The following is a 14399-nucleotide window of genomic DNA, read 5'->3' as shown; positions in this document are numbered from 1 at the left end:
TGAGCGGACGATATGCTGCCCCGGTCATCGATACCCCCTACAGCCCCGAGGAGCAGGATGAACAAGACGATTGATCTGGTGATCGCGCAGGATTACCTGAACCCATTTGCGCCGGCGCACAGCCCCAAGTTGTGTGCCGAGCTGGCGGACTACCTGTGCGATGAGGCATCACACCACCCCAGCCTGAGCCTGGAAATCAGCTGCCCGGCGGCAGAGCAGGAGCGTTTGGGCAAGGCCATCCGCAATACTTTCGAACACCGAATAGCGCAGCTCAAGCGCGAGATTCTGGCGCTGCGCCTGCAGGGCCTGGTGTTGCTGGCCCTGGCGGTTGGCATTGTCAGCCTCGCCACCGAATTCAATGTGGAAGGCACCATCCCGCTGGGCCTGGTCACCATCACCGCGTGGATGCTGGTATGGCGCACTGCGGAGATCTTTCTGCTGGATATCCGTGCCGGCTTCCTCAACGTGAGAAAGTACCGGCACATCATCAATGCGCAAAAGCGCTTTGTCTGACGCCTGCCCGACCATGCCGGGTAGCAATTGACCGTTCCCACGCTCCGCGTGGGAAGGCCCACCGCGACGCCCGGCGTCGACCTCCAGGATCCATCTGGTATTCCACAACCCGTTGTGACGCAGAGCATCACAGACCAGGTATCCACGCAGAGCATGGGAGCCATCGGGCGTTCTGCCTGAAGATGGGCATTACCGGGGAGTCGGTCCACCCGCCTGATGGCGTGCCTGGGGTAGCCCTTGCCCGGCATGGAGCGGCGCGAATCAACGCTGGAGAGTGCCTGCGCGAGCGCGGTATGTAAAAATCGAACGGCTTGCATGGGGTAACGGGGCTTGGGTTTGTTTGGCGACAACCAAGGCCGCCCGCCCATGCAGCCTTCTTCAATACTTACCTTGTTGTATTTAAAACACTTTTGTCGGGATCACGCAGGCTCAGACCCCATTCGCAACCCCATTCGCAAACCGGTTTAACTGAGGACTTTTCAGCATGCTAATCAGCTTCATCAAGGAGCGTGGCCCCTGGCTGGCGGCGGTGGTTTTGGTGCTGGGACTGACATCGGTTTTGCAGGCGAGCGTGTCATACACCGTTAACTACGGATTGCTTCACGGTATTGCCCAGGGAACTTTCGAGCCGATAATGCTGATAAGCGTGGTGCAGATCAGCCTGTTGGTGCTGATGGCCGGGCTTTGGCTTTTGCGCTTGAAACGTGTTCTTTTTCGCTGCATCACCCTGAGTAACAGCATCCTGACCCTCAGCCTGCTTGCGCAAACCTATACCTTGGCGCTGATTCTGACGGGCATACACCGCAATGGCATTGATGAGCTGCTGGTCGATGTGGCGTTAATCGCCACCATCAACATCCTGATTTTTTCAATCTGGTACTGGATCATCGACCCGCCCGGAGTTGAGGATGATCAGGACCTGGACAAGCCATGGGACTTTCTCTTTCCGCAGCGCGGCAGCGCCATTCCGTACTACCAGTCCTGGACCCCGCACTACACCGACTACCTGTTTGTCGCCTTCACCACCAGTTTTGCCTTCAGCCCCACCGATGTCATGCCGCTGACCAAGCGAGCCAAGCTGTTGATGATGCTTCAATCAAGCATTTCGATCGTGACCCTGACCGGACTTGCCGGCAGCGCAATCAACATCCTCGCCTCCAGCGCCTGACCAACCAGTGGCCTTGACGCTAAAGGGGTCCGCTAAAGAGGTCGGAGAAATTTATCTTTGACCAGCCGAGCCATGGTTCCAGTCAAGCCGTTCCAGCCCATTCGCACCGCGCCGAACAGCATGCCGCCATGACTTGCGCAGGGTGCTCACCGGGTCACCCTCATGGCTGGCAACCTTGCCGGCCACCGATGGCTAACGGCGGCCTATAGCTGCGCGCAGCGATCATCCGACAAACGGAAGAAGTCGCCGCCTTGCCGCTGGACGCGGTCACCCTCGCTTTGGCGCCGCTGCGGGAACTGCCTGACCACCCGCACCGGGCAGCGCTGGCCAATGCCTCACAGCACAGTGCCTCCAGCCGGTTTCCTGACAGGTTTATCCGGCTGCCCGCGCAGTTCGATGGCTGGACGACACTGGCACAGAAGCGGTTATCACCGCCCCTTTCTCCGATGCTTCGAAATTCTGACGCCTTTTTTATGACGCATTTTTTCTTGTCCTCATTTCTCGTAACCGTTAGCCTCCGTCGGTCAGGCCATCTGGTTTTCAGGAAAGAGTCATGCCGTTCATCTCCGCCTCAAGTCGCTCGCTGACGCGTGATGCCATCCAGGTTGTGCATGTGCGCAGGATATTGCTGCCCGCAGTGCTGCTGTTGCTGGTGATGAACCTGGGGACTTTCGCCGGCGGCCTGTGGCTGGGGCAAAACCTGAAAGATACGCCGCAAGCCGAGGGGCTGGCCGAAGCGCCGTTGCCCGCAGAAGACAACTTCGTTATCACCCGTGTCGGTGAACTGCTCGGGCGCCTGAAGACACTGGAATCGGACGCTGTCTTGCTGCGCAAGATGCTGGGCGAACACATGGAGTTGACCAAGCAGTTATCGGCCCTTGACCCTTCGCTGGTGCCGGACTTCGTACCTGCTGCAAGCGAGGCCGGGCAAGGCGGGGTATTGCTGCCGCCACGCAACTGCACGCAGCCCGCGCTGGACCCGGCGCAGCTGGCGACCATGGAAGGCTTGCAGCAGAGTGAGCACAACGCACGCTGCATACGCGAAATGTTCGACCGGCTGCTGGAGCGTGTGGCCAGCCGCAATGCCGCCTTGATGGCTATCCCCTCACGGCAACCTGTCGAACAGGCACGCCTGGGCTCGTTGTTCGGCAACCGGATTGACCCGTTCAACAAACACCTGGCCTTTCATTCCGGGATCGATTTCACCGAGCGCACCGGGACCGATGTCTTGGCAGCTGCCGGTGGCCGGGTCCGCTTTACCGGCCGCAACGGCGGTTACGGCAATCTGCTGGAAATTGATCATGGCAACGGCCTGGTCACCCGTTATGCCCACCTGTCCAGGTTCTATGTGCAGGCAGGGGATGTGGTTACCCCTGGCCAGCGCCTGGCTGCGGTCGGCTCCACGGGGCGCTCCACGGGGCCGCACTTGCACTTCGAGGTGCTGCACAACGGCGAGTTCACCGACCCGCAACGGTTTCTGCTGCTGGGAAATCTGGAGCGCGATCGCGATGTTGTGGCGAAAGACTAACGCCTCGTCGACCCGTGAACTGTTGCGTGCCGAACACCAATTGCAACTCGCCAACCAGGGACGCATTCGTTTCTGGCCGTTAGCGCTGTTACTGGCTCTGAGCCTGGCCTTGCTGGGTGCCTTGCTGTTGCGTGGTACCGAACAGCAGGCCCATGCCGAGCAACGCGCGGCCTGGTTGGCGGACAACCAGCGCTTGCGCGAACAACTGGAGCAGGAGCGCCTGCAGACACGTGAAGAGCAGGCTGCGCAGGAGCAGTTACTGCGCCGCATCGGCGTCATGTCGGCGCAGATCAAACAGTTGAAAACCGACCTGGCTTTCTATCGCCAGCAAGAGAAACCCATCAAGTAGCCAGGAGTCAGAATGTTCCGCAGCAAAAAGACCGAGTCACGCCTGTCCATCGACAAGTTCTCCAGCCTGATTTCCGACAACGTGTCGCTGACCGGTGACCTGGAGTTCGAGGGCGGCCTTAAGGTCAGCGGTGTGATCAAGGGCAATGTCACCCACAAAGCGGGAACTGGCAGCCTGCTGGCGCTGAGTGCCGAGGGGCGGATCGAGGGACACGTAAGCAGTCACGATGCGTTGATCGACGGCACCATCATTGGTGACCTGGCCGTCGAACACTTGCTGGAGTTGCACTCCAATGCGCGGATCCGCGGCAATATCAGTTATCGCCAGTTGAGCATGGAAAACGGTGCGGTGGTTGACGGTACCCTGAATCGCCTGGAAGACGGCGCAAGTTCCGCGCAGGTTCTGGAACTGCCTCACCTGCAGGCGAAGGAAGGCTGAAGGGGGAGGAGTAATTTATTCTTGACCCACCCTGCCCTATCTCCAATCAAACCATTCCGTCCCCCTTCGCTGGCATCCCCAGTGCGCAGGATTGCTGCAGCGTGGCGATACCCATGCGGTCTGGGTGATGAACTGTTGCGGACTTTCGTATTCCCGCGCTCCAGTGCGAGAGCCACCAGCAGCACCGGCAAGCGGCGTCGATTGAATAGATCAGGACGCTGCGCCTATAGAACAACACGGTCTTTTTGCCGCAGGCAAAACGGCTAGCCTTTATGGTGGGCTGGCTGTTTTCTGACGAAGTCGAATTCGTCTGCTGTGCAACCCGCAATTGCGCCTCTAAGACTCTCGCCCGGAGGATACGGTTATGTTTAGCCAATTTCTCAAAGACCTCGCCGACAAGAAAGAACCGCTCATGGTGGGGGCGATCTGCGGCATGATCATCATCACGCTGGCCACCACGCACCGGGTGCCCAACCTGCTCGGCACCCCGCTGCAACCGCCACTGATGGTCAACCTGATGCTCGGCCTGCCGGAAACCAGCCTGGTCGGCTGGGCTGCTCACCTGCTGGTCGGCCTGGTGATTTTTCCGCTGGGTTACATGCTGCTTGCCTATCGCTACCTGCCCGGACCGGCACTTCTCAAAGGTGTGCTCTATTCGCTGCTGCTCGGCACGCTGGCCGGTGTGGCCGCGCCGCTGACCGACAACCGGATGTTCATGGGTTCGGCCGAGGGTGCGCTGACCCTGTACCTGCTGCACGCTGCCTACTGCTGCCTGATCGCCCTGATCGTCGGGAGCCCGCAGGAGGCGCGACAAAGGGATCCGGCGCGATCTGCTGCCACTTCCGCCGCGCACGGTTCCAGATAACCGGCGAGTCGCCTGGGGCGGTTCGTCGGCTGGTCAACGCCGGAGGCTGGGCCACCGGCCAGCGGCTGAAGCGCAACCCGCTGCAGGGCTGGCTGCGCGCTACCATCCGGTGCCTGCCGATACGCCAGCGGGTTCGCCGTCATTTACCCGCGCATCACTGCGCGGACGGCACGCCGCAGCCGAGCTGTTCGGCCGAAACCTGGCACGGCAGGTATTGCTGGAGGATGCGCACGTAGGTGCCGTCGCGCAGCATGCCGTTCAGGGTGCTGTCGAAGCGCTCGACGAAGGCCGGCGACACCGACTTGCGGCTGAGCGCCACCACCGCCGGCTCGTCGGAGACCACCAGCTCGCTGCGCTGCACGTGAGCCCCCAGACCGAGTTTCTCGATCTCGATCACCCCGGTGATCTCGTCGGCGATCATGCCGTCCAGGCGGCCGGCCTTGATCATGTTCCAGGCGCCTTCGCGGCTGCTGACCATCACCAAGCGCTCGCGGAAGGCCGGCTCCTGCAGCAGCGCCTGGTATTCCTGGCTGTAGACCACGTCGATCTGCGCACCAAGACGGAAATCCGTGCCGATCAGGTCGCGCAAGGAATGGAGCGGATACTTGCCGGCAACGGCAGTACCGAGGAACAGCACGTTCGGCGAGCGGATGATCGGCACCGAGAAATGGGCGAAGCGGGCGCGCTCGGCGGTCGGCAAAGCGCCGGAAAGGATATCCAGCGAGCCTTTTTCCAGATTGTGCAGGCCGCGGGCCCACGGCAGCTCGACGAAGCGCACGGTACAGCCCATGCGCTGCAGGGCTTCGCGCATCAGGTCGGCGGTGATGCCGTGGAGTCGGCCCTGTGCATCAAGCATGTCAAAGGGCGGGTCTTCCGCCCAGCGCACGCTTTTCACGCAGGATGCCGCCGCGGGCGAACCCAGCAGCAACGTCAGCAGTGTGATCAGCAGTGCATCCCTGCAGCGCATTGTTGTCCCTCGCATATGGCTACGCCCCCCTCGCGGCACCACCAGCCCTGGCAGTGCATGGCCCGACGACCATCCCGTTGCGCGGGTGATCAGTGCGCCTATGATGCGCCGCCTGCGCGCCCTCGTGAAGACCGTCGCAAGGGCTGCCGGCTTATGCTTCGGGGTAGCAACATCTGGCCTGAAGCTTCAGTTCGGCCGAGGTGGGCGATTGCCCGCTTGATCGGTTGAGCCGCGCGCTAGCCCGCATGTGCTGATAGCGGCGACCGGGTAACGCTGTGCGCGCAAGCCTGCCTGCACAGCCGGCTTGCCTGACTCTCCCGGAGGCTATCCCGGGAGCTGCCGCAGGAAGCCGCGCAGCTGCGGGGGCGCGCTGCCGGCGGCACGCCTCCCCGAGCTCGCGGTTCGGCTTGACGCTAGTTTTTACCAACTTCGTGGCCGATCACGCCACCCACGGCGGCACCGGCAGCCGTGCAGGCCACACCGCCGCAGAGCATCTGGCCGGCCACGCCGCCCACCACAGCCCCGGCGGCAGTGGTCTTGTCCTGGTGATCCCAGCCAGAGCAACCACTCAGGCCCAGAACAGCAAACAGGGTGCCGGTGAATATCAGTTTGGAAATGCGCATGTCAGGTACTCCAGTACAACAACCTCAGAAAAATCCAGGACGCTGTCGCTGATTGCGCCCGGAAAGGATTATCAGTGTTGACTGAGCGGAGGCTGGCGTCTGTGCGCCAGCGAGCATAGGCCGTGTTAAAGGTGGACGGGCGGGTTCAGCCCATGGGTAGAAGCTGCCGGCTGCACTGGCTGCCCGCCTGCGCGCTCAGGGTGCGCCGAACAGCGCCGTCCAGTAGATGCCGGCATCGCTGTTCGGGTCGACCGCATAGGCCGCGCCCAGTTCGCGGAATTGCGGGTTCATCAGGTTGGCGCAATGCCCGGGGCTGGCCAGCCAGCCCTCGACCACCCGCTGCGACGCGTCCAGGCCGGCGGCGATATTCTCGCCGATGGCGCTGCCGGAATAGCCGGCCAGCTCCGTGCGGTCGCCCGGGGTGCGGCCGTCGCGGTCCTTGTGGGCGAAGAAGTTGCCGTTGGCCATGGCCCGGCTATGCGCTTCGGCCGTGCTGCCGAGCACAGGGTTCCAGGCCAGCGCGGGGGCAGCGGCAAACGCCTGGCCGCCACAGCGGCGGGCCTGCGCCCGGGCGGCGTTGACCTGCGCCAGCAGCTGCTGCCCTTCGGCCTGCCAGTCGCCCATGCGCCCGCCGAGCAGCGGCCGCGCCAGCACGATGCGCCAGTCGCGCTGCACACGGCTGACACCGATATCGACGAACTGCGGGTCCAGCAGCACCTGGCAGAAGCTCTCGCGCAAGGCCTGCAGGGCCGCCGGGGCATCGCGCGGACCGCTGAGGCTGATGGCCTGCACGGTGACCAGCGGATAGGCCGCGGCAGCCAGCGCCTGCTGCAGGTCGCCAGCGCCGGCAACCGGCAGCAGCAGGCGCGGATCGGGACGCAGCGGCGGCAATTCCGCCGAGCCCTTGCCGGCGCACAGCTGCACCTGGCTGCGGTAGGCATTGATCGATTCGACCAGCTGCGCCTCCTCGCTCGCCCACGCGCTGCTGGCCAGCAACGTGGCAAGACAGGTAACGAATGAATAAAAACGCATGGCAACCTCCACGAATCCACGGTCCCGCATGGTGCTTGAATGGCGCGGCGCCGGGATCATTATTGATACGGCCATTAATTTGTAGGAGCAACGCCCTCGCCGCAATAAGCCCCGCCTCGGGCCGCCAGGCACCAGCAAAAGCTCGCGCCGGGGGCGACGCTCCTGCAAACGCGCGCAGCCAGCAACACCGCTGCGGGAAGCCTCTCGCCCAACCGCATGGGTATCGCTGTGCTCAACCCATCCTATCTGTGCCTCGCGCGACTGGCGCGGACATCCCGACCAGAACCCGTACAGGTTCCCCGGAGCACGGGTTGACGCGTTAGCATGGCAGCCACTCCCTCCCCCCGATCCGCGGTGAAGCATGGCAACGACCGACAAGCGCCTCGACCACTGGCAGCAGTTTCTCTTCGAAGACAGCGGGTTTGCCTTTCCGGTCTACCGGAAAAGCCCCGAGGGCGTGACCAGGCCGCCCGCCATCATCGTCATGCACGAGGTCCCGGGGATCTATCCGGCGGTGATCGACTTCGCCGAGCGCCTGCTGCAGGAAGGTTACTGCGTGTACCTGCCGTCGCTGCTCGGCGAGCCGGGCAAGCGCTTCAGCCTGCCGTATGTCGGCAGCTCGATCGCCCGGGCCTGCATCAGCCGCGAATTCCAGGTGCTGGCCCTGCGCCAGGCGAGCCCGATCACCGATGCGCTGCGCGCGTTGTGCCGGCAGGCGCATGCGGAGTGTGGCGGGGTCGGCGTGGGTGCCATCGGCATGTGCCTGACCGGCAACTTTGCCCTGGCGCTGATGGTCGACGAGTCGGTGATGGCCCCGGTGCTGGCGCAGCCGTCACTGCCCTTTGCGGTAAGCAAGCAGCACAAGCGCGACCTGCATGTCAGCGACGCGCAGCTGCAGTGCATCAAGCAGCGGGTCGCGGCTGGCCCGGTCAAGGTGCTGGGGCTGCGCTTCAGCCATGACGCCATGAGCCCGCCGGAACGCTTCGCGCGCCTGCGCGAAGAACTGGGCGCGGGCTTCGAGGGCATCGAGATCGATTCCGGGCCGGGCAACCCGGCCGGGATAGCGCGGACCGCGCACTCGGTGGTGACCAAGGACCTGGTCGATGTCGACGGCCACCCGACCCAGGCCGCGCTGCAACGCCTGCTCGACTTCTTTGCCGGGCAGCTGCGCAGCTGATGCTGCCGTGGCCGGGCAATCCGGCAGGGCTATTCAAGCGCTATGCCTGCATTATCGGCTGAACCTGCTGTTGCAGGGTGGGTTAGCCGCGCAGCGGCGCAACCCACCATCGATGCCAGAGGCGTCGCGCTGGCCGGCCTTGCAACCCCTGAATGTTGCGCAGAGCCCCCGCTCCCTAACCCTCTCCCCAAAGGGGCGAGGGGACCACATCCAGTCTCGCCAGAATCCGTGCCATTGATGCAACACGTAACAGGCACATAGCCATATTTACAGCATGCCCTGCACCTGCCGCCCCAGTTCGATCAGGGCCGCCTCCAGGCGCGGCGACCAGGGCTGGGCACAGTTCAGGCGGATGCAGTTGCGGTACTTCTGGCTCGCCGAGAAGATCTGTCCCGGCGCGATGCTGATCTTGTGCTCGATGGCGCGATGGGTCAGCGCCAGGGTGTCGATGCGCGGATCGAGCTCGACCCACAGCACGAAACCGCCGGCCGGCTGGGTGATGCGCGTCCCCGGCGGGAAGTACTTGCTGATCGCCTGGCTGAACAGCGCAACCTGCTGGCGGTACAGCGGCTGCACCTGGCGCAGGTAGCGTTCGTGGGTGCCTTGCGCCAGATAGTCGGCCAGCGCCATCTGCGACAGCGAACTGGTCGCCAGGTTGCTGACATGCTTGAGGTACATGATGCGTTCGGTGCTGGCCACCGGCGCGTGCACCCAGCCGCAACGCAGGCCCGGCGAGACGGTCTTGGAAAACGAGGAGCAGTAATACACCTGATCCTGCGGGTCGCTGGCGAAGCTTTTCAGCGAGCGCGGGCGGTCACCGGCAAAGCCCAGGTCGCCGTACAGGTCATCCTCGATCAGCGCAAAGCGGTGCTGCCGCGCCAGCAGCACCAGGGCCTGCTTGTGCTCGTCGGAGAGCAGCGTGCCGAGCGGGTTGCTGAAATTGGGAATGGTCACGCAGGCCTTCACCGGCCACTGCTCCACCGCCATCTGCAGCGCCGCGAGGCTGATCCCGTGCTGCGGATCGGTGGGAATCTCCAGCGCCTTCATGCCCAGCGAATCAATCACCTGCAACAGGCCGTAGAAGGTCGGCGATTCGATCGCGATGACATCGCCAGGCTTGGCCACCGCGCGCAACGACAGCGCCACCGCCTCCTGGCAGCCATCGGTAATCACGATGTCAGCCGGATTCACCGCGTCAGCGTTCATCAGCATGCGCCGCGCGATCTGTTCCTGCAGTTCCGGCAGGCCCGGCGGGAAGGCGTAATTGGCGAACTGCTGATAACTGCGCGCCGCCTTGCCGAGGCTGCGTTGCAACGCCCGCAGCGGCAGGAACGCCGAATGCGGCACCGCCGCGCCAAGCTGCACGAAATCGGCCTGATTGGCGGCCAGCGCCAGTTGCAGCACCAGCTCCTGCCCGGTGACCGGCATCGGTTTTTGCGGTGGCCGCGAGGCGGTCGGCAATTCCGGTTTCAGCCACGGGCGCTGGCAGATGTAGTAACCCGAGCGCGGTCGCGCCTCGATCGAGCCCTGGCTTTCCAGTTGGCGCTGGGCCTGCACCACGGTGGAAATGCTCACGCCAAACTGTTCACTGAGCGGCCGCACGCCGGGCAGGCGTTCGCCCGGCTTGTACAGCCCCTGTTCGATGCGGGTGTTGATGCGGATGGCGATGTCGCGATAGAGGGTCATGGGGATACGCCCGGCAAACAGATCGATTTTGTGCAGGAGCCAGCTTGCTGGCGATGCTCCTCGAGCACCAAATCACCAGCAAGCTGGCTCCTGCCATTGGCTCGGCATTCAGCCCAGTTGCTTCTGCTCGCGTTAAGCGGAGCAGCACAGATTTGTGAGCGAACACCAGCACAGTTTCAGATCAAATGAAAACTGTACCGTTCAATTATTGTTTATCTAAATCTGTATTGCCAGTCACCCGGAACTTAGGCTTTAGCTACGGTCCCGAGGGAGGGCAAACCGATGAACAATCCATCCGCAAAACGACCGCTGGCAACCGGCATCAAGCTTTCGCCGAGCCTGCGAAATCTGCTCGGCAAAGCCTGGCGGCAACTGCAACGCTGGTGGGAGCTGGCGGAGCAACGGCGCAAGCTGGCACTGCTCGATGAGCGTGCGCTGCATGATCTGGGCCTGAGCCGGGCGGACGCCCTGCAGGAGAGCGAACGGCCATTCTGGGACGATCCGCTGGCCAGGCGCCAGCCGGAGCCGGCGGCGCCCAGCCTGGCTGGTGACAATGCCGTCACCCGCAGGTGGCCGTCATGAGCCTGCTGAACCTGATCGCGATGGCCAGCTTCGCCTTTGTCACGTCGGTGACTCCGGGGCCGAACAATCTGTTGCTGCTGGCCTCCGGGGCCAACTTCGGCTTCCGCCGCACGCTGCCGCATATCTTCGGCATCTCTGTCGGCATGGCCTTGCTGCTGACCTGCGTATTGGGCGGACTGGGTGAGCTGTTCAGCCGCTTCCCGCTGCTGCAGGTGCTGCTGCGCATTGCCGGGGTCGGCTACCTGCTCTGGCTCAGCTGGAAGATCCTGCAGACGCCACCGCGCGGCGAACAGGCAGATATTGACCGCGGCCGGCCCTTCGCGTGGTGGCAGGCGGTGATCTTCCAGTTCATCAACCCCAAGGCCTGGATCATGGCCATCACCGCAGTCAGCAGTTTCACCCTGGCGGGCGAGGCGTACTGGACCTCGGGACTGGCGCTGGTGCTGGTATTTGCCGTGGTCAACCTGCCGGCCATCTCGGCCTGGGCCGGGTTCGGCACGCTGATGCAGCGGTTCCTGTCCACTGCGGCCCGGCAACTGCACTTCAACCGCGCCATGGCCACGCTGACCGCGCTGACGGTAGTCATGCTGGTGCAGCAGTAGCTATCAAACCGGCCGGGCCGGCCGCCGGCCGCTGCCGGTTCGAGCAGCTATGCTTACAGCCGTGCCCGCGCACTTCCCTCGAACCACACAGCCAGGAGCCACCATGATCAGTAAAGCCATTCTCAGCTGCATCGCGCTCGCCGGGCTGCTCCTGAGCGCCACAGCCCACGCCGCGGTTACCAGCACAACCGTCGAATACGCCAGCAACGGCCAGGTCTTCGAGGGCCTGCTGGTAACCCCGGCCGGCCCCGTGCAGAAACGGCCGCTGGTACTGCTGATCCACAACTGGATGGGCATCAGCGCAGAAACCAGCAAGCAGGCCGCGCGCTTTGCCGAACTGGGTTATGCGGTATTTGCCGCGGACATCTACGGCCAGGGCATTCGCCCGCAGGACGCCAAGGCCGCTGGCGCGCAAGCTACGCTGTACAAGACCGATCGCGCGCTGTTCCGCCAGCGCCTGAACCTGGCGCTGGAAACCGCCCTGCAGCAACCCGGCGTCAACGGCGAAAAAGTCGCCGTGGTCGGTTACTGCTTCGGCGGCACGGGTGCGCTGGAACTGGCCAGAAGTGGCGCCGAACTGCAGGCGGTGGTGTCCTTCCATGGCGGGCTGGACAGCCCCGCACCGGCCGATGGCAAGAACATCACCGGGCAGGTGCTGGCCCTGCACGGCGCCGACGATCCGTTTGTGCCGGCCGAGGACGTGGCTGCCTTCGAGGCCGAGATGCAGGCCAACAACATCCGCTACCAGCTGATCCGCTACCCCGGCGCGGTGCACAGCTTCACCGAACTGGGCGCCGGCAGCGACAACAGCAAGGGCGCGGCCTACAACGCGGCGGCCGATGCGCAGTCCTTCGCCGAGGCGCGCCAGCTGCTGGCCGCCACCCTGCAATAGCGACGGGGTAGCCGCGCGGCTACCCTCCCGGCAGCCGGGGCTATACTGAGACTGGACAAACCAACAAGCACGGACGCACGACCCAGGTACGTTATCGCAACGACAGCCGGAGGGTGGGGGCTCTGCTGTCGGCTCGCGGCAGGAGGCATGCCATGAACAGGCACTATTACATCAGCGACAATCTCGACGAACTGGAACAAGTGGAAGAAGAGCTGGAAGCCAGCGGCATCCACACCGAGCAGATTCATGTGCTCAGCGAGCAGGATGCGGTGGTCGAGCGGCATCATCTGCACGAAGTCCCCTCGGTGCTGAAACAGGACGTGGTGCGCAGTGGCCGGGCAGGCGCCCTGGTCGGCCTCGGCCTCGCGCTGCTGGTGCTGGCCGGCGCCTACTTCAGCGACTGGACCGCCACGCCCGCCGGCTGGATGCCGTTCATTTTCCTCGGGCTGGTGCTGTTCGGCTTCGGAGTCTGGGAAGGCGGCTTGTTCGGCATCCAGCGCCCCAACAGCCATTTCCAGGCCTTTGCCGAGGTACTGAAAAAAGGCCAGCACCTGCTGTTCGTCGATGTCCGGCCAAGGCAGGAGGCTTCGCTGGCGCGGGTCGTGCTGCGTCACCCGCGAGTCCAGCTGGCCGGTACCGGCAGCGCCGCCCCTTACTGGCTGGTGGCCTGGCTGCACAGCTGGCATCAGTTCCGCCGACTGATCTGAGCCGGCCGGGAGCCGCGCAAAAGCTCGCGCCACAGCCCGGGTGAAAGCAAAGGCCGGGTAGTCGCCAACGGTTGCCAGCCACTTTTCGCTTGCTGCCGGCGCCAGCTTGCGGGCGACGACTGCATCGATGCAGGAGCTGGAGCGAAGCCGAAACAGGCCATGCGAACGCATCGCGAGCAGGCTCGCCCGTGCAAAAAAGCCAACCCGGACATGCCCAACCAACTGCGGGATGCCCCGTGTCTGGCCTGCGGAGCGGCTCAGCGCAGCTCGGCGAGAATCTCGTAGGAGCGCAGGCGGTCGCTGAAATCGTACATGTCGCCGGTGAAGATCAGCTCGTCGGCGCCGGTCTGCTCCAGCAGCAACTCCAGCTGGCTGCGCACTTTCTGCGGGCCGCCGATCATGGCCAGGCCGAGGAACTCGCCCACCGCCTGGCGCTCATGGGGCAGCCACAGGCCTTCCATGCTCGCCACCGGCGGTTTCTGCAGCAGGCTCTCGCCGCGCAGCAGGGAAAGAATCCGCTGGTAGGAGCTGGTCGCCAGATACTCGGCCTGCTCGTCGGTATCCGCCGCGATCAGCGGCACGCCGAGCATCACGTAGGGCTGCTCGAGCACCGCCGACGGCTTGAAGTGGTTGCGATAGACGCGGATCGCCTCGTGCATCAGGCGCGGCGCGAAGTGCGAGGCGAAGGCGTAGGGCAGGCCCTTCTGCCCGGCCAGCTGCGCACTGAACAGGCTGGAGCCGAGCAACCACAAGGGTACCCGGGTGCCGCTGCCCGGCACGGCGATGACCCGCTGGTCGGGGGTGCGCGGGCCGAGATAACGCTGCAGCTCGGCGACATCCTCGGGAAAGTCGTCGGCGCTGCCGGAACGTTCGCGGCGCAAGGCACGCGCGGTGAGCATGTCCGCGCCGGGGGCACGCCCCAGGCCGAGGTCGATGCGCCCCGGATAGAGGGTTTCCAGGGTGCCGAACTGCTCGGCGATCACCAGCGGCGCATGGTTGGGCAGCATCACCCCGCCGGCGCCGACGCGAATGCTGCGGGTGCCGGCCGCCAGGTAGCCGACCAGCACCGCGGTGGCGGAGCTGGCGATGCCGTCCATGTTGTGGTGCTCGGCCACCCAGAAGCGCGTGTAGCCGAGCGCTTCGACATGCCGGGCCAGCGCCAGGGAGTTGTGCAGGGCCTGCTGCACGCTGCCGCCGCTGCTGATCGGCGCCAGGTCGAGGGTGGAAATCCTGATGTCTGCGAGTCGTTTCATAAACCTGTCCGGCTCCT

The 14399-nt window shown here is 64.3% G+C and carries 15 protein-coding genes and 1 pseudogene; 11 read left to right on the top strand and 5 right to left on the bottom strand.

The features are described from left to right. Positions 1 to 57: 57 nt before the first annotated feature. The 6 genes from ISX93_RS14380 (at position 58) to ISX93_RS14355 (ending at position 4861) form a co-directional block, all read left to right on the top strand. Complete coding sequence (locus tag ISX93_RS14380) at positions 58 to 513, top strand: hypothetical protein (RefSeq protein WP_195779431.1); 456 nt, start codon at positions 58 to 60, stop codon at positions 511 to 513. 484 nt (positions 514 to 997) lie between these two features. Then, a complete protein-coding gene (locus ISX93_RS14375) occupies positions 998 to 1681 on the top strand; it encodes a hypothetical protein (protein WP_195779430.1) in 684 nt (227 codons plus the stop codon). Between the two features lie 553 nt (positions 1682 to 2234). Beyond that, positions 2235 to 3209 (top strand): M23 family metallopeptidase, encoded by a 975-nt coding sequence (locus ISX93_RS14370; RefSeq protein WP_195779429.1) that lies wholly within the window; start codon positions 2235 to 2237, stop codon positions 3207 to 3209. After that, positions 3190 to 3558 carry a hypothetical protein gene (locus ISX93_RS14365; RefSeq protein ID WP_195779428.1) on the top strand — a complete coding sequence of 123 codons (369 nt, stop codon included), beginning with the start codon at positions 3190 to 3192 and terminating at the stop codon, positions 3556 to 3558. The genes ISX93_RS14370 and ISX93_RS14365 overlap by 20 nt, the downstream gene beginning before the upstream one ends. A gap of 12 nt (positions 3559 to 3570) precedes the next feature. Further along, positions 3571 to 3996, top strand: a complete 426-nt coding sequence (locus ISX93_RS14360; protein WP_195779427.1) for a bactofilin family protein — start codon at positions 3571 to 3573, stop codon at positions 3994 to 3996. A 364-nt stretch (positions 3997 to 4360) separates the two neighbouring features. Continuing rightward, the gene (locus ISX93_RS14355) at positions 4361 to 4861 is read left to right on the top strand and encodes a DUF6789 family protein (protein ID WP_195779426.1); all 501 of its coding nucleotides are present in this window, start codon (positions 4361 to 4363) and stop codon (positions 4859 to 4861) included. A gap of 154 nt (positions 4862 to 5015) precedes the next feature. Here ISX93_RS14355 and ISX93_RS14350 read toward each other — a convergent pair whose 3' ends face one another. The 3 genes from ISX93_RS14350 to ISX93_RS14340 form a co-directional block, all read right to left on the bottom strand. Then, entirely contained in the window at positions 5016 to 5828 is an 813-nt protein-coding gene (locus tag ISX93_RS14350; protein ID WP_195779425.1) for a substrate-binding periplasmic protein, read from the bottom strand. A 413-nt stretch (positions 5829 to 6241) separates the two neighbouring features. Then, positions 6242 to 6451, bottom strand: coding sequence for a glycine zipper 2TM domain-containing protein (locus tag ISX93_RS14345; protein ID WP_195779424.1), 210 nt, complete (start codon positions 6449 to 6451; stop codon positions 6242 to 6244). Positions 6452 to 6646: 195 nt separating this feature from the next. After that, complete coding sequence (locus ISX93_RS14340) at positions 6647 to 7483, bottom strand: CAP domain-containing protein (RefSeq protein WP_195779423.1); 837 nt, start codon at positions 7481 to 7483, stop codon at positions 6647 to 6649. Between the two features lie 361 nt (positions 7484 to 7844). Here ISX93_RS14340 and ISX93_RS14335 point away from each other — a divergent pair, with 361 nt between their 5' ends. Beyond that, a complete protein-coding gene (locus ISX93_RS14335) occupies positions 7845 to 8660 on the top strand; it encodes a dienelactone hydrolase family protein (RefSeq protein ID WP_195779422.1) in 816 nt (271 codons plus the stop codon). A gap of 267 nt (positions 8661 to 8927) precedes the next feature. Here the strand turns inward: ISX93_RS14335 and ISX93_RS14330 are convergent, their stop codons facing one another. Continuing rightward, positions 8928 to 10346, bottom strand: a complete 1419-nt coding sequence (locus tag ISX93_RS14330) for an aminotransferase-like domain-containing protein (protein ID WP_195779421.1) — start codon at positions 10344 to 10346, stop codon at positions 8928 to 8930. Positions 10347 to 10628: 282 nt separating this feature from the next. On the opposite strand from ISX93_RS14330, the pseudogene ISX93_RS14325 reads away from it, so the two are divergent. The 4 genes and pseudogenes from ISX93_RS14325 to ISX93_RS14310 form a co-directional block, all read left to right on the top strand. Beyond that, a pseudogene (locus ISX93_RS14325) lies at positions 10629 to 10859 on the top strand (DUF1127 domain-containing protein); the annotation flags it as partial. 65 nt (positions 10860 to 10924) lie between these two features. Further along, entirely contained in the window at positions 10925 to 11530 is a 606-nt protein-coding gene (locus ISX93_RS14320; RefSeq protein WP_195779419.1) for a LysE family translocator, read from the top strand. A 103-nt stretch (positions 11531 to 11633) separates the two neighbouring features. Further along, on the top strand, positions 11634 to 12422 hold the full coding sequence (locus ISX93_RS14315) for a dienelactone hydrolase family protein (protein WP_195779418.1): 789 nt from the start codon (positions 11634 to 11636) through the stop codon (positions 12420 to 12422). A 152-nt stretch (positions 12423 to 12574) separates the two neighbouring features. Next, positions 12575 to 13129: a magnesium transporter gene (locus tag ISX93_RS14310; protein WP_195779417.1), complete on the top strand. Its 555-nt coding sequence runs from the start codon at positions 12575 to 12577 to the stop codon at positions 13127 to 13129. Positions 13130 to 13386: 257 nt separating this feature from the next. Here ISX93_RS14310 and ISX93_RS14305 read toward each other — a convergent pair whose 3' ends face one another. Continuing rightward, the gene (locus ISX93_RS14305) at positions 13387 to 14382 is read right to left on the bottom strand and encodes an LLM class flavin-dependent oxidoreductase (protein WP_195779416.1); all 996 of its coding nucleotides are present in this window, start codon (positions 14380 to 14382) and stop codon (positions 13387 to 13389) included. Between the last annotated feature and the right edge of the window lie 17 nt (positions 14383 to 14399).

The sequence above is a fragment of the Pseudomonas sp. N040 genome (assembly GCF_015637705.1).
Taxonomy (GTDB): Bacteria; Pseudomonadota; Gammaproteobacteria; order Pseudomonadales; family Pseudomonadaceae; genus Aquipseudomonas.
Note: the sequence above shows the minus strand (reverse complement) of the source record. Positions and strands in the feature narration are given on the sequence as shown.